Genomic DNA, 17,317 nt, shown 5'->3' with positions numbered 1-17,317 from the left:
ATGCGGGACGCGGTGATCGTCGAGGCCGTCCGGACGCCGGTCGGCAAGGGCAAGCCCGGGGGGTTGCTGTCGGGGGTCCACCCCGCCGATCTGCTCGCGGGGGTGCTGGAGAGCCTCGTGGAGCGGTCCGGCGTCGACCCGGCCGTGGTGGACGACGTGATCGTCGGGTGCGTGTCCCAGGCGGGGGAGCAGGCCGCCAACATCGCCCGGCGCGCGGCCCTCGGTGCCGGCTTCCCCGAGCAGGTGCCGGCCACGACCGTGGACCGGCAGTGCGGCAGCAGCCAGCAGGCGGTGCACTTCGCCGCCCAGGGGGTGATCTCCGGCGCCTACGACGTCGCGGTCGTCGGCGGGGTCGAGTCGATGAGCCGGGTCCCGATGGGCAGCGCCGCCCGCGGCGCCGAGGACGTGATGGGGGAGCGCTACGCCGCCCGCTACCCCGAGGGCGGGGTCGGGCAGGGCGTGGCCGCCGAGCTCATCGCGGCCCGCTGGGGCCTGTCCCGGTCGCAGTTGGACGCCTACGCCGCCCGCAGCCATGCCCGCGCCGCCGAGGCGTGGGCCGGCGGGCTGTTCGCCGACCAGGTCGTGCCGGTCAAGGCGCGGCGGTCCGACGGCTCGCTGGCCCTGGTCACCACGGACGAGACGGTCCGGCCGGGCACCGACCTGGAGACCCTGGCCCGGCTGCGCCCGGCCTTCTACGACGAGCGCGTCGCGGCCCGCTTCCCCGAGATCGGCTGGAAGGTCACCCCCGGCAACAGCAGTCCGCTCAACGACGGCGCCGCCGCGCTGCTGGTCACCACCAGCGAGAAGGCGCGCGAGCTGGGGCTGCGCCCCCGCGCGCGGATCCACACGACGACCGTCGTCGGCGACGACCCGCTGCTGATGCTCACCGCCGTCGTCCCTGCCACGGCGAAGGCGCTGCGCCGGGCCGGCCTCTCGATCGGCGACGTCGACCTGTTCGAGGTCAACGAGGCCTTCGCGTCCGTCGTCCTCGCCTGGCAGGCGGAGACCGGCGTGACCACCGACAAGGTGAACGTCAACGGCGGCGGCATCTCGATCGGTCACCCGCTGGGGGCCAGCGGTGCGCGGATCATGACGACGCTGGTCGACACCCTCCACCAGCGCGGGGCCCGCTACGGGCTGCAGACCATGTGCGAGGCCGGCGGGCTGGCCAACGCGACGGTCCTCGAGCGCCTCGACCGCTGACCCCTCCGGGCAACTGCGCACTTCTGCACGGAGCAGGAGCACGCAATTGCCCGGGACGCGGGCCGGGGACTAGCTCTTCGGCCGGGCGCCGGCGCGCAGGGCGCCGAGCAGGTCGTGGTTGAGCCGCGAGATGGTCTCCATCGAGATGCCCTTCGGGCAGGCGGCGGAGCACTCGCCGATGTTGGTGCAGCCGCCGAAGCCCTCGCGGTCCTGCTGGGCGACCATGTTGACCACCCGGTCGTCGCGCTCGGGCTGGCCCTGGGGCAGCAGGCCCAGGTGGGTCACCTTGGCCGCGGTGAACAGCATCGAGGAGGCGTTCGGGCACGCGGCCACGCAGGCGCCGCAGCCGATGCAGGTGGCCGCGTCGAAGGCGTTGTCGGCGTCCTTCTTCGGCACCGGCGTCGCGTGCGCCTCGGGGGCGGTCCCGGTCGGCACGCTGATGTAGCCGCCGGCCTGGATGATCCGGTCGAAGGACCGCCGGTCCACGGCGAGGTCCTTGATCACCGGGAAGGCCGTCGCGCGCCACGGCTCGATGTCGATCGTGTCGCCGTCCTTGAACGACCGCATGTGCAGCTGGCACGTCGTGGTCTGGACGGCGCCGTCGTGCATGCCGTTCCCGTGCGCCCGCCCGTTGATCATGACGCCGCACATGCCGCAGATACCCTCGCGGCAGTCGTGGTCGAAGGCCACCGGGTCCTGACCGTCCATGATGAGCTGCTCGTTGAGGACGTCGAGCATCTCGAGGAAGGACATGTCCGGCGAGACGTCGTCCAGCCGGTAGGTGACCATCTTGCCGGGGGAGGCGGCGTCGGGCTGGCGCCAGACGCGCAGCGTCAGCCGCATGGTGCGCTCCTCGTGGGGCGCGGTGGCGGCCCGGGGGCCGTCCTCGGTCATCGTCATCGCTGGCTCCGCTGGTTCGTCACTTGTAAGAGCGCTGGGCGAGGTGGACGTACTCGTAGACGAGGTCCTCGCGGTGCAGCACCGGGGGAGTGCCCTGCGGCGTCCACTCCCAGGCCGCCACGTAGGCGAAGTTCTCGTCGTCGCGCAGCGCCTCGCCCTCGGGGGTCTGGCTCTCGGCCCGGAAGTGCCCGCCGCAGCTCTCGCGGCGGTGCAGGGCGTCGATGCACATGAGCTCGGCCAGCTCGATGAAGTCGGCCACCCGGCCGGCGTGCTCGAGGTTCTGGTTGAACGAGCCCCAGGTGCCGAGCACCTTGACGTTGCTCCAGAACTCCTGGCGGATCTCCTGGATGCGGTCGATGGCCTTGCGCAGGCCCTCGTCGGTGCGCTCCATCCCGCAGTAGTCCCACATGAGCTGGCCCAGCTCCCGGTGGAAGGAGGCCACGCTGCGGGTGCCCTGGATGGACAGCAGCTGGTGGATCTGGTCGGTGACGCCCTGCACGGCCTCCTGGGCCGCCGGGTGGCTGTCGTCGACCGCGGGGAAGGGCCCGTCGGCGAGGTACTCGGTGATGGTCGACGGCAGCACGAAGTAGCCGTCGGCCAGGCCCTGCATCAGGGCGCTGGCGCCCAGCCGGTTCGCGCCGTGGTCGGAGAAGTTGGCCTCGCCGATCACGAACATGCCGGGGATCGTCGACTGCAGGTCGTAGTCGACCCACAGGCCGCCCATCGTGTAGTGGACGGCGGGGTAGATCCGCATCGGCGTCGCGTAGGGGTCCTCGCCCGTGATCTGGGCGTACATGTCGAAGAGGTTGCCGTACTTGGCCTCGACGGCCGGCCGGCCCAGCCGCTGGATCGCCTCGGCGAAGTCCAGGTAGACACCCAGCCCGCCGGGGCCGACGCCGCGCCCCTCGTCGCACACGTTCTTGGCCGCGCGCGAGGCGATGTCCCGCGGCACCAGGTTGCCGAACGCCGGGTAGCGCCGCTCGAGGAAGTAGTCGCGGTCCTCGTCGGGGATCTGCCGGGGGTCGCGGGTGTCGCCGCGCTCCTTGGGCACCCACACGCGGCCGTCGTTGCGCAGCGACTCGCTCATCAGCGTGAGCTTCGACTGGTACTCGCCGTGCACCGGGATGCAGGTCGGGTGGATCTGCGTGTAGCACGGGTTGCCGAAGAAGGCGCCGCGCTTGTGCGCCCGCCAGATCGCCGTGGTGTTGGAGCCCTTGGCGTTGGTCGACAGGTAGAAGACGTTGCCGTACCCGCCGGTGGCCAGGACGACGGCGTCGGCGTAGTGCGTGCTCAGCTCGCCGGTGACCAGGTCGCGAGCGACGATCCCGCGGGCCCGGCCGTCGACGACGATCAGGTCGAGCATCTCGGTGCGGGCGTGCTGCTCGACGTTGCCCAGCGCCATCTGCCGCTCGAGGGCCTGGTAGGCGCCGTACAGCAGCTGCTGGCCCGTCTGGCCGCGGGCGTAGAAGGTGCGCGACACCTGGGTGCCACCGAAGGAGCGGTTGTCCAGCAGGCCGCCGTACTCGCGGGCGAAGGGGACGCCCTGGGCCACGGCCTGGTCGATGATGTTGACGCTGACCTCGGCCAGCCGGTGCACGTTGTTCTCGCGGGCGCGGAAGTCGCCGCCCTTGACCGTGTCGTAGAACAGCCGGTGCACGCTGTCGCCGTCGTTGCGGTAGTTCTTCGCCGCGTTGATGCCGCCCTGGGCCGCGACGCTGTGCGCCCGGCGGGGGCTGTCCTGGTACCAGAAGGACTTGACCTTGTAGCCGGCCTCGCCCAGCGTGGCCGCGGCGGAGCCGCCGGCCAGGCCGGTGCCGACCACGATGATCGTCATCTTGCGGCGGTTGGCCGGGTTGACCAGCCGGCCGCGGAAGCGGCGCTCGCTCCAGCGCTCCCCGATCGGGACGTCCGTGGGCGCCTTGGTGTCGGCGATCGGGTCGCCGACGGTGAAGAGGTCGAGAGGCATGCCTGGGGATCCTTAGTCGATCAGACCGAAGAGGACGGAGAAGGGCACGAGCAGGAAGCCGAGGGTGAGCACGGTCGCGATCGCGATCGCGGCGTAGTTCACCGTGAGCTCGCGGCGCCGGTTGCTCTGCCCCAGCGTCTGGGTCGCGCTCCAGATGCCGTGCCGCAGGTGCATGCCCACCAGGATCACCGCGATCGCGTAGAAGGCGGTGGACACCGGGTTGGAGAAGCTGGCGACCAGGCGGTCGTAGGGCTCGGCGTCGCCCTGGCTGTTGACCGTGCCCCAGGTGAGGTCGAGCAGGTGCCAGATGACGAAGGCGGCGATGATCACGCCGCCCCAGCGCATCGTCCGGGAGGCGTAGCTCTGCGCGTTGGCCTTCTTGGTCACGTAGCCCTGGGGGCGCGCCCGCTTGGCCTGCCGCCACAGCGAGACCGCGGCCCAGATGTGCGCCGCGACGGCGACCAGCAGGACGATGCGGATGACCCACAGCGCGGTCGCGCCCGGCAGCGCCGGGTTGCCGATGGTGCGGATCCACCCGGAGTAGTCGTTGAACTCCTCGGCCCCCGAGAAGGCCTTGAGGTTCCCGATCATGTGCGCGATCAGGTACAGCACCAGGATGATGCCGCTGACCGCCATGACCACCTTCTTGAAGACCGAGTTGGTCTTCGCGGCCTTGGGCGCCCTGCGCTGGCCGGACTGCGTCGTCACCGTCACCACAGGCACGAAGGTAGGACCCCCACCCCTTTGCGGCCAGGTAAACACGGGGTGACTCAGCTCATGTAAGGCTTGCCTAATGGCCGTGTGAGCGGTCCAATCGTCGGTCGGTTCCCGAATCGTTACCTGGCACGCGCGCGCCCGGCGCCGTGGGGCAGGCTGGGAGCACGACGAGGAGAGGACGACGACCGTGGCAGGACCCACCCGCGGCTTCCTGGGCCGCCGCCGCGAGCGCGACCCGCGGCTGCCCCCGGGCCAGTACGACGCCGGCAAGGACTGGCCGGTGCTCACCGCCGAGCCCACTCCGCGGATCAGCCCCGAGACCTGGAGCATCACCGTCGACGGGCGGGTGGAGCAGCCCACGACGTGGAGCTGGGACGAGGCGCACGCGCTGCCCCGCTCCGAGTACCGCGGCGACATCCACTGCGTGACGACGTGGTCGAAGTTCGACACGTTCTTCGCCGGCATCAGCGTCGACACCCTGCTGGAGGCCGCGCGCCCGACGGCCGAGGCGCACTTCGTCATGGCCACGTCGAAGACCGGCTACACGACCAACCTGCCGCTGGCCGACGTCACCGGCGGCAAGGCGTGGGTGGTCTGGGAATACGACGGCGCGCCGCTGCCGATCGAGCACGGTGGGCCCGTGCGGCTGCTCGTGCCGCACCTGTACTTCTGGAAGAGCGCCAAGTGGGTCACCCGCCTGACCCTGATGAACCGCGACCAGCAGGGCTTCTGGGAGCAGAACGGCTACCACGACCGCGGCGACCCGTGGCTCGAGCAGCGCTACCAGGGCGACTGAGCCGGTGACCGGCCCGATGCTGGGCGCCGGCCGGCGCGCCCCGGCCGGCGGCTGGCGGACGGCGACGGTGCGCGAGGTGGTCCGTCCCACCGCGCGCACCGTCCGGCTCCGCCTGGAGGTGCCCGATCGCACCGACCACCTCGCCGGCCAGCACTACGTCGTCCGGCTGACCGCCGAGGACGGCTACCGGGCGCAGCGCTCCTACTCGCTGGCGTCGTCCCCGGGCGACCCGCTGGTGGAGCTGCTGGTCGAGCGGCTGGACGACGGCGAGGTGTCCACCTACCTCGCCGACGTCGTGGAGCCCGGTGACGAGCTGGAGGTGCGGGGGCCGATCGGCGGGTGGTTCGTCTGGGAGGGCGGGTCCCCGGCGCTGCTGGTCGGTGGCGGCACCGGCGTCGTCCCGTTCGTGTCGATGGTGCGCACCGCCGCCGAGCTGGGCCGCCCGGAGCTGCTGCGGCTCGCCGTGTCCACCCGCACCCGCGCCGAGCTCCCCTACCTCGCCGAGCTGGAGGCGGCGGGCGCGGTCGTGCTCACGACGCGGGAGCCCTGGGGCATCCGCCCGCCCGGGCGGCTGACGGCCGCCGACCTCGTGCCGCTGTGGGAGCCGGGGCAGGACGTCTTCGTGTGCGGCTCGACGCCCTTCGCCGAGGCCGCGACCCGGGTGCTCACCGGGCTGGGCGTGCCGGCGCCGGACATCCGGGTGGAGCGCTTCGGCCCCTCCGGCTAGCCCTCACCCGAGGGAGGCGGGCTTGCCCTCGCCCAGCCACTCGGCGAAGAACCCGTCGAGCTGCTGCCCGGAGACCTCCTCGGCCAGCGCCACGAAGTCGTCGGTGGTGACCGCCTCCCCGGCCCGGGAGTCGAACCACCGGCGGACGATCTCCGCGAACGCCTCCTCGCCGACCTCCAGCCGCAGCGCGTGCACCGTCATGGCGCCGCGGTAGTACACGGCCTCGGAGAACAGCCCGTCGGACTCCGGACCGGGATCGCCGATCGCGACCTGCCAGAAGCGGTTGCCCGCGGGCACCTCGGCGATCTGGTCGAACGCCTCCTGCGGCGTGCCCGTCCCCTGGCTGTCGGCCCACAGCCACTCGGCGTAGGTGGCGAAGCCCTCGTTGAGCCAGATGTGCTGCCAGCCGGCCAGGCGGACGCTGTCCCCGGCCCACTGGTGCGCCAGCTCGTGCACCACCACCGCCGCGCCGGAGTCGGTGTCGTCGAAGAAGACCGGGGAGTAGACCGGCCGCGTCTGGTTCTCCAGCGCGAACCCGAGGTCGGGGACGTCGTCGACGATGCCGCCGGCCACCCCGAACGGGTAGGGGCCGAACCACTCCTCGAGGACGGCGATCGCCTCGGGCTGGAGGGCGAGGGAGTCGCGGGCCACGTCGGCCACCGACGCCGAGCCCGAGGCCTGCCGGTCGGCCAGTGCCGGGTCGACGGCGTCCCAGTAGCGGATGCCGCCCTCCTCGTACTCGTCGATGTCGAACTCGCCGACGGCGAGCATCACGAGGTAGGGGGCCATCGGTTCCTCGGCCGCCCACTCCCAGGTGGTCCAGCCGTCCTCGGTGGTGGAGCCGACCAGCGCGCCGTTGGAGAGCGCCTCCAGCCCCTCGGGCACCGCCACCGAGACCTCGACGGTCGCCGCGTCGGCCGGGTGGTCGTTGACCGGGAACCAGCTGGCCGCGACGTCGGGCTGCCCGACGGCGAGCGCGCCGTCGTCGGTCTGGAGGAAGCCGGCGGGACCGAGGCCGTCGTCCAGCGGCTCGGGGACCCCCTCGTAGGTCACGACGGTCGTGAACGCCGAGCCGGCGGGCACGTCGGCGGGCGGGGTGACGGTGAGCTCCCCGCCGGCGCGCGCGACCTCGGCCTCCTCGCCGTCCACGGTGACCGAGGAGACCTCGAAGCCGAACAGGTCGAGGTTGAACGCCGACAGGCTCTGCGTGGCGGTGGCGACGACGGTGGCCGTGCCGCTCAGCACGTCGGAGCCGGGGTCGAAGCGCAGGTCGAGGGCGTAGCTGTCGACGTCGTACCCGCCGTTGCCGTCCTGCGGGAAGTACGGGTCTCCGAAACCGTCGGCCCCCGGGGTCCCGGCCGGCGTGGCGGTGCCCGCGACCCCGGTGGTGCAGCCGGCCGCCACCAGGAACACACCGATGAGCGCCGTCGCCCAGGCCCGTGCCCGTCGCCCACGTGACACGCGTGCTCCCCGTCCGTCGTCGGCCGTCCGTCGTGCACGACGGCCGGCGCAGCCTGCACCATCCCCGCACGGCTGCCCAGGGGGGCGCGCGCGGCCCCGCCGCCGGGGGGCGGGAGGATCACGGTATGCCGCGCGCCGAGGTCACCACGTCCACCGAGGTGGACGGCGACCTCCGCGCCACCCTGCTCGACCTGTGGACCGCGGTGACCAACGCCGGCGGTGCGGTCGGCTTCGTCGCCCCCGTCACGCCGGACGTCGTCGTCCCGCTCCTGGACGCCCTCGTCGAGCGGGTGCACGCCGGCACGCAGACGCTGTGCCTGCTGCGGGTCGACGGCGAGGTGGCCGGCTTCGCCGTCCTCTCGACCTCGCTCAGCCCGCTGCGCCGGCACTGGGCGACTGTGCTCCGGGTGCAGGTGCACCCGGACCGCCAGGGGCAGGGCCTGGGCCGGGTGCTGATGGCCGGCGTGCACGACGTCGCCCGGTCCCGGGGCCTGGAGTTCCTGCACCTGACCGTGCGTGGGGGGTACGGCCTGGAGGGCTTCTACGAGGGCCTGGGCTACCAGGTCTTCGGCCGGATGCCCGGCGCGATCCGGGTCGCCGCGGGCGACGACCGCGACGAGGTCCTGCTCCTCCACCGGCTGTGACGCCGGAGGGCGGCCGGGCTGCCGCCCTCCGGCGTCACCTCAGGCCACCGGCGCCGGGGGCACGGCGTTGTTGGTCACCAGCGGTGTGCGGTCCCAGGCCCGGTGCATGCCCAGCGCCGCCACAGTCTCGGCCGCCATCGCGGCGCTCGCGCTGTCGCCGGTGATCACGCCGGGCGCCTCCGGGTCGATGCCGGCGGCGCGGAGGACCTCCACGCCGTCGCCCCAGGCGCCGACGGCCTTCAGGTGCCGGAAGGCCTCCTGGAGCATCACGAGGGCCCGGAAGTCGCCGTCCTTCGGCGCGCCGTCGGCCACCACGATCGCGTCGAACTCGATCGACCGGCCGGTGGCGAAGGTGCGCTCGACGATCTCCACGTCGTCGCCGTCCACCAGCCGCCCGCCGTGCGGGGCGATGACCCGCAGCAGCGCGCCCTCGGCCTCCAGCGCCTCGCGCAGCGCCGCGATGCCCGCGAGGTCGGCGCCCGGACCCGCCACGACGCCGACGATCCGGCCGGTGACCGGGAACGGCTCGGGCTTCACCTGGCGCAGCGCGGGGGAGAGGACGCCGGGCTCCACCGGCTCGGGGGCCGGTGCCGGCAGGCCGAGGCCGGCCGCGACCTGGGCGCACAGGTCGCCGTCGATCTTGGCGAGCACGGTGAGGGCCCGCTCCTTGACGGCCTGCTCGTAGACCTTGCCGAGCTCGAAGGTGTAGGCGTCGGCGATGTGCTGCTGCTCGATGCTGGTCAGGCTCGCGTAGAACATCGCCGGCTGGGAGTAGTGGTCGTCGAAGGACGCGGGCGCGGCGCGGCCCACCTCTCCGGCGACCGGGCGGGGGACGCTGATGAAGCCGCCCTCGTCCGCGCCCGCCGGTCCCGGGGAGCCGCCGTCGAGGGAGTTCGGCAGGTACGCGGCCCGCCCCTCGTGGACGGCGTCCTGGTGGAAGCCGTCGCGGTGGTTGTCGTTCACCGGCGCGTGCGGGCGGTTGACCGGGATCTGCCGCCAGTTCGGCCCGCCCAGGCGGAGCAGCTGGGTGTCCAGGTAGGAGAAGTTGCGGCCCTGCAGCAGCGGGTCGTTCGTGAAGTCGATCCCCGGCACCACGTGCCCGGTGTTGAAGGCCACCTGCTCGGTCTCCGCGAAGTAGTTCGTCGGGTTGGCGTTCAGCACCAGCTTCCCGATCCGCTGCACCGGGGCGAGCTCCTCCGGCACGAGCTTGGTCGGGTCGAGCAGGTCGATGCCCTCGAAGGTCTCCTCCGGGGTGTCGGGGAAGACCTGGACACCCAGCTCCCACTCCGGGAAGGCGCCGTTCTCGATGGCCTCGGCGAGGTCCCGGCGGTGGAAGTCCGGGTCGAAGCCGGCGGCCAGCTGGGCCTCCTCCCAGGTCAGCGAGTGCACGCCGAGCGTGGGCTTCCAGTGGAACTTGACCAGGCAGGTCCGACGGTCGGCGTCGACCAGCCGGAACGTGTGGACGCCGAAGCCCTCCATCGTCCGGTAGCTGCGGGGGATGCCCCGGTCGCTCATGTTCCAGATCGTGTGGTGGGTGGCCTCGGTGTGCAGGGTGACGAAGTCCCAGAAGGTGTCGTGGGCCGACTGGGCCTGGGGGATCTCGCGGTCGGGGTGCGGCTTGCCCGCGTGGATGATGTCGGGGAACTTGATCGCGTCCTGGATGAAGAAGACCGGCATGTTGTTGCCGACCAGGTCCCAGATCCCCTCCTTCGTGTAGAACTTCGTCGCGAACCCGCGGGTGTCGCGCACGGTGTCGGCCGAGCCGCGGGAGCCGAGGACCGTGGAGAAGCGCACGAAGACCGGCGTCTCCAGGCCCTCCTCGGCGAGGACGGCGGCGCGCGTCAGCTTCGCGGCGGTCCCGTAGGCGGTGAAGACGCCGTGGGCGGCGGCGCCGCGGGCGTGCACCACCCGCTCGGGGATCCGCTCGTGGTCGAAGGCGTTGATCTTCTCGCGGAGGTGGAAGTCCTCCAGCAGGACGGGTCCGCGCGGCCCGGCCTTGAGGGAGTGGTCGGTGTCGGGGATGCGGACGCCGGTGGGCGAGGTCACGAACTCCCCGGCCTGGGCGCGCGGGTCGCGGCCCTCCCGCGGTCCCTCGTAGGTCACTCCGGTCGGGCTGACCGTCGCGGGTGCGGACTGGTCGGGCTGGCGTGCGGGGGGCATGCGGATCTCCAGACGGGTCGTCGGCTTCGACGTCCTCCCCCTACCCGGAGGGCTCCGGCGGAACCGGCAGGTCCCCGGGGCCGTCGGGCAGGGCGACGTCCCTCGCGGTCGCGACGTCAGAAGCGCGGGAACGGCGGGTAGGCGTAGCCGGGGCCCCAGAAGGGGGGATACCCCCACCACCCGTACACGGCGCCGTAGTGCTCGGGAGCGTCGGTGAGCTGCGGGTCGTACGTGGGCACGTTCGCCATGGCGCCGCGGTCCCGGCTGATGCGCACCGTCTCGGGGTCGATCCCCACCACGGCCTCGACCGGCACGAGGAAGTGGCGTCCACCGAGACCGAGGAAGCCGCCCTCTCCGACGCGGAGGAACCGGACCCGCCCCTCGGCGTCGTCGACGAGCAGGTCCTCCACCCGCCCGACGTCCTCCCCGTCGGCGTCCACGACCTGCCGGCCGCGCACGTCGGCGGCCGGGTCCGCCACGGTCTTGTCGGTGTCGCCGAGCCGGTACAGCTGGCCGATCTCGTCCGTCGTCACGTCGTCCTCCCTGGTCCTCCGGTGGTCCGTGGTGTCGCTCGGCTGCGGCCGGACACGGTGCTGACGGCGTCCGCGGTCAGCGGACGTGCGGCGTGGGGCCGGGGCCCGGCGTCCAGTACGGGGTGGGGCTCCACCACCCGTACACCGTCGCGTAGTAGGCCGGGTCCTCCGCCAGCTCCGGGTCGTAGGCCGGTGCGGCGGCCATGGCTTCCCGGTCCCGGGTGATGGTCACGGTCTCGGCATCGATCGCCACCACCGCCTCGACGGGGACCAGGACCGACTGCCGGCCCAGGCCGAGCAGCCCACCCGTGCCGACCTGCAGGAACCGGACCCGGCCCTCGGCGTCGTCGACGAGCAGGTCGTCGACCTCGCCGATCGCCTCGCCCCGCGCGTCGACGGCCCGGCGGCCGCGGACGTCGGAGTCCGCGTCGGCGACGGTCCGGTCCGTGTCGCGCAGCTGCACCATCCGCCCGGTGGGCGGGGCGGTCCGGTCCTCGTCGCCTCCGGTCACGACTGCCTCCTCGGCGTCCGCTCGGTTCCCGGCTCCCGGGCTACCCCCGCAGCAGGCCCGGGGCGTCGGCGGACGGGCATCGTCACGACACCGCAAAGACCGTCAGCGGCGGCCGAACACCGCCGCGCGGAAGGCGTCGAACAGCGGCGGCGGCTGCGGAGAGGACCACATCTGGTTGGTGAGCAGCACGCCGGTCGCGCCGGTGACCGGGTCGGTCCACCACGAGCTGCCCAGCCCGCCGTCCCAGCCGTAGGAGCCGGCCGACCGTCCGCCGGGCTCGCCCTCCCGGCGGACGCCGACGCCCAGCCCCCAGCCGCCGCCCTCGTCGTCGACCGGGCCGGCCTGCTCGGTCAGCATCGCCGCGACGGTGCCGTCCGCCAGGACGCGCCGGCCACCGGGGGAGCGGCCGCCCGCGGCGAGCATCCCGGCGAACGCGGCGAGGTCGTCGACGGTCGACACCAGCCCGTCGCCGCCGTCGGGGAACGCCGGCCGCCGCGCCCACTGGCCGTCGGCCGGGTCGTAGCACTCGCGGCGGCCGTCCCCGTCCGGCGGCGTCCAGTGCGCGCCGAGCCTGCCCCGGGCGCGCTCCGGGACGCCGAAACCGGTCGCGCACATGCCCAGCGGCGTCAGCACCCGCTCGGCGAGCACCTCGGGCAGCGCGCGCCCGGTGGCGCGGCCGACGAGGACGCCGAGCACGCTCGCGCCCACGTGGTACAGCCACCGCTCGCCGGGCTGGTGCGCCAGCGGGACCGTCGCCACCCGCCGCAGCCACTCGTCGGGCGGGGGAGCGGCCTGGGGCTGCGGTGGTCCGGCCGGCAGCCCGGCCCCGCCCAGCGCCGCCATCGTGGGGGGTGGGCCACGGAGCGCCGAAGTCGATGCCCAGCCCCAGCCGGAACGTGAGCACGTCGCGCACGGTGATCGGGCGGCGGGCCGGCACGGTGCCCGCGGCGGCGTCGAGCGGATCGGCGAGCACCACCCGGTCGGCCAGCTCGGGCAGCAGCCGGTCGACCGGCTCGTCGAGGGCCACCACGCCGTCGTCGACCAGTGCCAGGGCCGCTGCGGCCACGACCGGCTTGGTCATCGAGGAGATGCGGAACACCGCGTCGGGCGTCACCGCGTCCTGCCCGCCCGGCGTGTGGGTGCCCGCCGCTCCGCGGGCGACCTCGCCGCCGCGGGCTGCCCACCAGGCCGCTCCGGGCACCTGGTCCTCGGCCACCGCGCCGCGCACCGCCGCCTCGACGTCCTCTCCCAGTCCCATGCCGTACCGACCGGCTCCGGGCCGCGGACTCATCGACCGCGGGCGGCCCTCCGGAGGGTGGCCAGGTAGCGCCGGGTGGCCAGCGCCTGCACCCACCAGGCCGCGGGCCCGGCCAGCCGCGCCGCGGGCGAGGCGAGCCGGGAGAAGACCCGCAGCACCACGGTGACCTCGCCGGAGCCGGAGATCCGCACGAGGAACGCCTCCTCCCCGCTCTCCGGGTGCCCGGGCAGCGTGCCGTAGGCGAAGCCCTGCTCGTCCCCCTCGGTGCGCGCCCAGACGACCCGGCAGGGGATGTCGTAGCCCAGCCGGTCCAGCCCGGCGGTGAGGACGACGACCGTGCCCGGCTCCGTCGCGGGTCCGCTGGCCCGCACCCGCAGACCCACGCCGCGCTGCACCGCCCAGCCGAACACCGCCGCCACCGTCCGCTCGAAGGCCGCGCGACCGGTGCCCACGACGACGGTGTGCTCGCTGTGCCGGTAGCCCGCCGGCAGCACCGGATCGGCGGTGGCGCCGACCTCCGGGTAGGTCAGCGGCACGTCGGCGAGGTCGGCCGGGGTCACGGCGCGGAGGAGTCCCACGCCTGCCGAGTGTGCCCGGCCGCTAGGTTGACCCGCACTGTGCTGCCCGCCGTCACCGCCACCCGCTACGTCACCCCGCTGCGCGAGGGTGGCTCGCTGCCGGGTCTCATGGAGGCCGACGACCTCGGCACCTACGTGGTCAAGTGGCGGGCTGCCGGGCAGGGCGTGCGGGTGCTGGTCGCCGAGGTGGTCTGCGGGGAGCTCGCCCGTGCACTGGCCCTGCCCGTGCCCGCTCTGGTCACGGTCGACGTGGCCGCCGAGCTGGCGGTGGGCGAGCCCGATCAGGAGGTGCAGGAGCTGCTGCAGCGCTCCGCCGGCCGCAACCTCGGCCTGGACTACCTCCCCGGAGCGCTGGACCTCGAGGCCGGGGTGGCCGAGGTCGACGGGGCCCTCGCCGGCCGCGTGCTGTGGTTCGACGCGCTGATCGGCAACGTCGACCGGTCGTGGCGCAACCCGAACATGCTGTTCTGGCACGGTCGCCTGCAGCTCATCGACCACGGCGCCGCGCTGACCTTCCACCACAACTGGCCGGGCGCGCAGGCGGCGGTGGCGCGCCCCTACGACGCCGCGCAGCACGCGCTCGTCGAGTGCCGGCCCGACGTCCGCGCCGCGGACGCCGACCTCGGCCCGCGGGTGAGCCGGCCGCTGCTCGAGCGGGTGCTGGGCCAGGTGCCCGACGAGTGGCTCGAGGGCCCGGCGGCCGACGAGCCGCCGTCCGCGGTGCGGCAGCGCTACGTCGACCAGCTCCTCTCCCGGCTGGCGGCCCGGGACGCCTGGCTGCCCGGCCTCGTCGCCGCCGCGGCCGCCGGGGGTGCCGGCCGGCAGCGGCACCGGGCCGGGCAGAACCGCCCGGCCTGGCTGGGGCCGCCGCCGCCCGAAGGGGTGACCCAGCGGTGAGGGACGAACCGGAGCTGCGTGATCCAGCGGTGAGGGACGAACCGGAGCTGCGTGATCCAGCGGTGAGGGACGAACCGGAGCTGCGTGATCCAGCGGTGAGGGACACCTTCGAGTACGCCGTCGTGCGGGTGGTGCCGCGCGTCGAGCGGGGCGAGTTCCTCAACGCCGGCGTGATCGTCTACAGCCGGCAGCGGGACTACCTCGGCGTCCGGCTGCACCTGGACCCCGCGCGGCTGCACGCCGTGGACCCGACGGCCGACGCCGACGCGATCGCCCGGGCACTGCAGGCCGTGGCCGACGTGTGCGCCGCCGACGGGGCGGCGGGCGCGGCCGGCCGGGAGGCGCTCGGCTCGCGGTTCCGCTGGCTGACGGCGCCGCGCAGCACCGTCGTCCAGACCGGTCCGGTGCACACCGGCCTCACGGCCGATCCCGACGCGGAGGCCGACCGCCTGCTCCGGCTCCTCGTGCTGCCGCCGACCGACTGATCCCCGGCGGTACACCGCGCAGGTGAACGCGGCGTGGACGGTCTCTTCACGTCCGCTGTGCCCGACGGCCATGCCTGCGTCGATCGGCGTTCCTAGCTTCGGTCCGCCCCGATCCCCGGACCCCTGGAGCACCTCCCGTGACGACGCTGCACGAGCGCGCGGCCGACCCCCTCGACCCCGAGGACGTCCCCACCAACCCGTCCACGGCCCCGCACCTGATGGCCGTCGCCGAGAGCCGGCTCAGCCGGCGCGGCGTCCTGGCCGGCGGCTTCCTCGCCGCGGCCGGCTTCCTCACCGCCGGTCTGATCGACCCGCCGGCCGCCGCGGCGCGACCCGCCGGCCCCGGCGGCGGCCCCGGCGGTGGAGGGGGTCCCCACGGCGGTCGCCTCGGTTTCCAGCCGATCCCGCCGAGCACCGCCGACGAGGTCGTCGTCCCGCGCGGTTACACCGCCCGGCCCTTCATCCCGTGGGGGACGCCGATCCTCGGCTCGTTCCCCGCCTTCGTGCCGGGCACCCCCGGCGAGCCGGGTGGCAACCCCGGCGGGAACACGGCCGCGCAGCAGGCCGAGCAGGTCGGCATGCACCACGACGGCATGACCTACTTCCCGCTGCACAACGGCCCCCGCGGCAGCGAGAACGGTCTGCTGGTGCTCAACCACGAGTACACCGACGAGTTCTACCTGCACACGGGCACCTACGTGCCGAACTACGTCCCGGTCACGGCCGAGGGCGTCAGGAAGTCGCAGAACGCCCACGGCGTCGCGGTCGTCGAGGTGCAGCGCGCGCGCAACGGCCAGTGGGAGGTCCTGCGGTCGCGCCGCAACCGGCGGATCACCGCGAACACCCCGATGTCCTTCTCCGGTCCCGCCGCCGGTCACCGGCTCGTGCGCACCGCCGTCGACCCCCAGGGCCGCACCCCGCTGGGCACCGTCAACAACTGCGCCAACGGCGAGACCCCGTGGGCCACGTACCTGACCTGCGAGGAGAACTTCAACGGCTACTTCCGCGTCGACGGCGCGCTGGACGGCGAGAACGCCGGCCTGGCCACCCGCTACGGCGTCGGCGGCGACCGCAACGGCTGGGCGGTCCACGACGCCCGGTTCCGGGTGACCCCGCAGGACCCCAACGAGCCCAACCGCTTCGGCTGGGTCGTCGAGATCGACCCGTTCGACCCGACCTCGACCCCGGTCAAGCGGACAGCGCTCGGCCGGCTGAAGCACGAGGACGCCACCGTCCACGTGTCCCGGGGCGGGCGGGTCGTCGTCTACATGGGCGACGACCAGGCCGGCGAGCACGTCTACAAGTTCGTCAGCGCGCGCAACTGGCAGTCGATGCGGGCCCAGGGCAGGAGCCCGCTGGACGAGGGGACCCTCTACGTCGCCCGCTTCAACGAGGACGGCAGCGGGGACTGGATCCCGCTGGTCCACGGCCAGGGGCCGCTCACGGCCGCCAACGGGTACGCCGACCAGGGCGACGTCATGGTCAAGACCCGGCTCGCGGCCACCGCCGTGGGCGCCACGCCGATGGACCGGCCGGAGTGGACGTCGGTCGACCCGCGCACCGGCACGGTCTTCGTCACCCTGACCAACAACACGTCCCGGACCGCCCCCAACGGCCCCAACCCGCGGATCGCCAACCGTTGGGGCCACATCGTGCGGTGGGACGAGCAGGGCGGCGACCACACCGCCACCCGCTTCCGGTGGGACCTGTTCCTGCTCGCCGGCCCGGGCGGCGGCGTCGACGGCTCGACGATCGACGCCGAGGACGCCTTCGGCTCACCCGACGGCCTGTGGATCGACCCCGACAGCCGGGCGTGGATCCAGACCGACGGCTCGCAGCCCGGCGGGGTCAACAACCAGATGCTGGCCGCGGACGCCACGGCGCCGTGGGCCGCGCAGCCGGAGGTCCGCCGCTTCCTCACCGGCGTCACGGGCTGCGAGGTGACCGGCATCGCGGTCACGCCGGATCGGCGGACGATGTTCGTCAACCTGCAGCACCCGGGTGAGAACGGGGGCAGCACCTGGCCGCAGCAGGACGGGATCGACACGCCCCGCTCGGCGACCGTGGTCGTCACCAAGGACGACGGCGGTGTGATCGGCAGCTGAGGGCCGGCGCGGCCCTGTCCCCTCAGGCGGGCAGGGCCGTGTCGATCCGGCGGGCCAGCTCCAGGTCCAGCTCGGTCACCCCGCCGGCGGAGTGGCTCACCAGCGCCAGGTGCAGGGTCCGCCAGCGCAGGTCGACGTCGGGGTGGTGGTCCATCGCCTCGGCGAGGAACCCGATCCGCACGAGCGCGGCGACGGCGTCGGCGAACGCGGGCAGCTCGACGCTGCGCCGCAGGCCGTCGGCGTCGCCGGACCACAGCGGCAGCTCCCGCAGGGCGGCGAAGACCTCGTCGGGGGACAAACGCGGGGGTCGTGACATGACGCCCAGTCTGCCGCTACGGCCCCGTCCCGAGGCTCACCCCGAGCTCGCGGAGGGTGC

Annotated in this window: 17 protein-coding genes and 1 pseudogene; 7 read left to right on the top strand and 11 right to left on the bottom strand. The window is 74.0% G+C overall.

The genetic code is table 11. The features are described from left to right. Positions 1-1,203 (top strand): thiolase family protein, encoded by a 1,203-nt coding sequence (locus ACK586_RS11135; RefSeq protein ID WP_409330543.1) that lies wholly within the window; start codon positions 1-3, stop codon positions 1,201-1,203. A gap of 69 nt (positions 1,204-1,272) precedes the next feature. On the opposite strand, the gene ACK586_RS11130 is transcribed toward ACK586_RS11135, so the two are convergent. The 3 genes from ACK586_RS11130 to ACK586_RS11120 are packed head-to-tail and all read right to left on the bottom strand — an operon-like array spanning position 1,273 to position 4,783. Continuing rightward, the gene (locus tag ACK586_RS11130; protein ID WP_425330377.1) at positions 1,273-2,103 is read right to left on the bottom strand and encodes a succinate dehydrogenase/fumarate reductase iron-sulfur subunit; all 831 of its coding nucleotides are present in this window, start codon (positions 2,101-2,103) and stop codon (positions 1,273-1,275) included. A gap of 19 nt (positions 2,104-2,122) precedes the next feature. Next, entirely contained in the window at positions 2,123-4,069 is a 1,947-nt protein-coding gene (locus tag ACK586_RS11125; RefSeq protein WP_409330542.1) for a fumarate reductase/succinate dehydrogenase flavoprotein subunit, read from the bottom strand. A gap of 12 nt (positions 4,070-4,081) precedes the next feature. Further along, on the bottom strand, positions 4,082-4,783 hold the full coding sequence (locus ACK586_RS11120) for a succinate dehydrogenase cytochrome b subunit (protein WP_409330541.1): 702 nt from the start codon (positions 4,781-4,783) through the stop codon (positions 4,082-4,084). 190 nt (positions 4,784-4,973) lie between these two features. Here ACK586_RS11120 and ACK586_RS11115 point away from each other — a divergent pair, with 190 nt between their 5' ends. Beyond that, positions 4,974-5,582, top strand: coding sequence for a sulfite oxidase-like oxidoreductase (locus ACK586_RS11115; RefSeq protein WP_409330540.1), 609 nt, complete (start codon positions 4,974-4,976; stop codon positions 5,580-5,582). Between the two features lie 4 nt (positions 5,583-5,586). Continuing rightward, entirely contained in the window at positions 5,587-6,309 is a 723-nt protein-coding gene (locus ACK586_RS11110; RefSeq protein WP_409330539.1) for an FAD-binding oxidoreductase, read from the top strand. Between the two features lie 3 nt (positions 6,310-6,312). On the opposite strand, the gene ACK586_RS11105 is transcribed toward ACK586_RS11110, so the two are convergent. Next, positions 6,313-7,770, bottom strand: a complete 1,458-nt coding sequence (locus tag ACK586_RS11105) for a M1 family metallopeptidase (RefSeq protein WP_409330538.1) — start codon at positions 7,768-7,770, stop codon at positions 6,313-6,315. A 125-nt stretch (positions 7,771-7,895) separates the two neighbouring features. Here ACK586_RS11105 and ACK586_RS11100 point away from each other — a divergent pair, with 125 nt between their 5' ends. Beyond that, positions 7,896-8,414, top strand: a complete 519-nt coding sequence (locus tag ACK586_RS11100; RefSeq protein ID WP_409330537.1) for a GNAT family N-acetyltransferase — start codon at positions 7,896-7,898, stop codon at positions 8,412-8,414. Positions 8,415-8,453: 39 nt separating this feature from the next. On the opposite strand, the gene ACK586_RS11095 is transcribed toward ACK586_RS11100, so the two are convergent. From ACK586_RS11095 to ACK586_RS11070, 6 genes and pseudogenes are all read right to left on the bottom strand, one after another. Beyond that, positions 8,454-10,574, bottom strand: coding sequence for a catalase (locus ACK586_RS11095; protein WP_409330536.1), 2,121 nt, complete (start codon positions 10,572-10,574; stop codon positions 8,454-8,456). Positions 10,575-10,690: 116 nt separating this feature from the next. Continuing rightward, positions 10,691-11,107 carry a PRC-barrel domain-containing protein gene (locus ACK586_RS11090; RefSeq protein ID WP_409330535.1) on the bottom strand — a complete coding sequence of 139 codons (417 nt, stop codon included), beginning with the start codon at positions 11,105-11,107 and terminating at the stop codon, positions 10,691-10,693. A gap of 76 nt (positions 11,108-11,183) precedes the next feature. Continuing rightward, positions 11,184-11,618, bottom strand: coding sequence for a PRC-barrel domain-containing protein (locus tag ACK586_RS11085; protein ID WP_409330534.1), 435 nt, complete (start codon positions 11,616-11,618; stop codon positions 11,184-11,186). A 102-nt stretch (positions 11,619-11,720) separates the two neighbouring features. After that, complete coding sequence (locus ACK586_RS11080; protein ID WP_409330533.1) at positions 11,721-12,461, bottom strand: serine hydrolase domain-containing protein; 741 nt, start codon at positions 12,459-12,461, stop codon at positions 11,721-11,723. 55 nt (positions 12,462-12,516) lie between these two features. Then, a pseudogene (locus tag ACK586_RS11075) lies at positions 12,517-12,876 on the bottom strand (serine hydrolase); the annotation flags it as partial. A 29-nt stretch (positions 12,877-12,905) separates the two neighbouring features. Next, a complete protein-coding gene (locus ACK586_RS11070) occupies positions 12,906-13,454 on the bottom strand; it encodes a DUF1990 domain-containing protein (protein WP_409330532.1) in 549 nt (182 codons plus the stop codon). A gap of 27 nt (positions 13,455-13,481) precedes the next feature. Here ACK586_RS11070 and ACK586_RS11065 point away from each other — a divergent pair, with 27 nt between their 5' ends. From ACK586_RS11065 to ACK586_RS11055, 3 genes are all read left to right on the top strand, one after another. Then, complete coding sequence (locus ACK586_RS11065; protein WP_409330531.1) at positions 13,482-14,351, top strand: HipA family kinase; 870 nt, start codon at positions 13,482-13,484, stop codon at positions 14,349-14,351. Positions 14,352-14,446: 95 nt separating this feature from the next. Then, the gene (locus tag ACK586_RS11060; RefSeq protein WP_409330530.1) at positions 14,447-14,836 is read left to right on the top strand and encodes a DUF3037 domain-containing protein; all 390 of its coding nucleotides are present in this window, start codon (positions 14,447-14,449) and stop codon (positions 14,834-14,836) included. A 137-nt stretch (positions 14,837-14,973) separates the two neighbouring features. Next, positions 14,974-16,941: a PhoX family protein gene (locus tag ACK586_RS11055; protein WP_409330529.1), complete on the top strand. Its 1,968-nt coding sequence runs from the start codon at positions 14,974-14,976 to the stop codon at positions 16,939-16,941. A 22-nt stretch (positions 16,942-16,963) separates the two neighbouring features. Here the strand turns inward: ACK586_RS11055 and ACK586_RS11050 are convergent, their stop codons facing one another. After that, complete coding sequence (locus ACK586_RS11050; RefSeq protein ID WP_409330528.1) at positions 16,964-17,257, bottom strand: 4a-hydroxytetrahydrobiopterin dehydratase; 294 nt, start codon at positions 17,255-17,257, stop codon at positions 16,964-16,966. Positions 17,258-17,317: the final 60 nt, after the last annotated feature.

This window comes from Trujillonella humicola, assembly GCF_046233715.1.
Taxonomy (GTDB): domain Bacteria; phylum Actinomycetota; class Actinomycetes; order Mycobacteriales; family Geodermatophilaceae; genus Trujillonella; species Trujillonella humicola.
This window is presented reverse-complemented; position numbering and strand designations above follow the sequence as displayed.

Bases quoted from the DNA above. Each gene is read 5' to 3' on its own strand.
- ACK586_RS11135 (WP_409330543.1), top strand. From the start codon at position 1: ATGCGGGACGCGGTGATCGTCGAGGCCGTCCGGACGCCGGTCGGCAAG.
- ACK586_RS11130 (WP_425330377.1), bottom strand. From the start codon at position 2,103: ATGACGATGACCGAGGACGGCCCCCGGGCCGCCACCGCGCCCCACGAG.
- ACK586_RS11125 (WP_409330542.1), bottom strand. From the start codon at position 4,069: ATGCCTCTCGACCTCTTCACCGTCGGCGACCCGATCGCCGACACCAAG.
- ACK586_RS11100 (WP_409330537.1), top strand. From the start codon at position 7,896: ATGCCGCGCGCCGAGGTCACCACGTCCACCGAGGTGGACGGCGACCTC.
- ACK586_RS11095 (WP_409330536.1), bottom strand. From the start codon at position 10,574: ATGCCCCCCGCACGCCAGCCCGACCAGTCCGCACCCGCGACGGTCAGC.
- ACK586_RS11080 (WP_409330533.1), bottom strand. From the start codon at position 12,461: ATGGCGGCGCTGGGCGGGGCCGGGCTGCCGGCCGGACCACCGCAGCCC.
- ACK586_RS11050 (WP_409330528.1), bottom strand. From the start codon at position 17,257: ATGTCACGACCCCCGCGTTTGTCCCCCGACGAGGTCTTCGCCGCCCTG.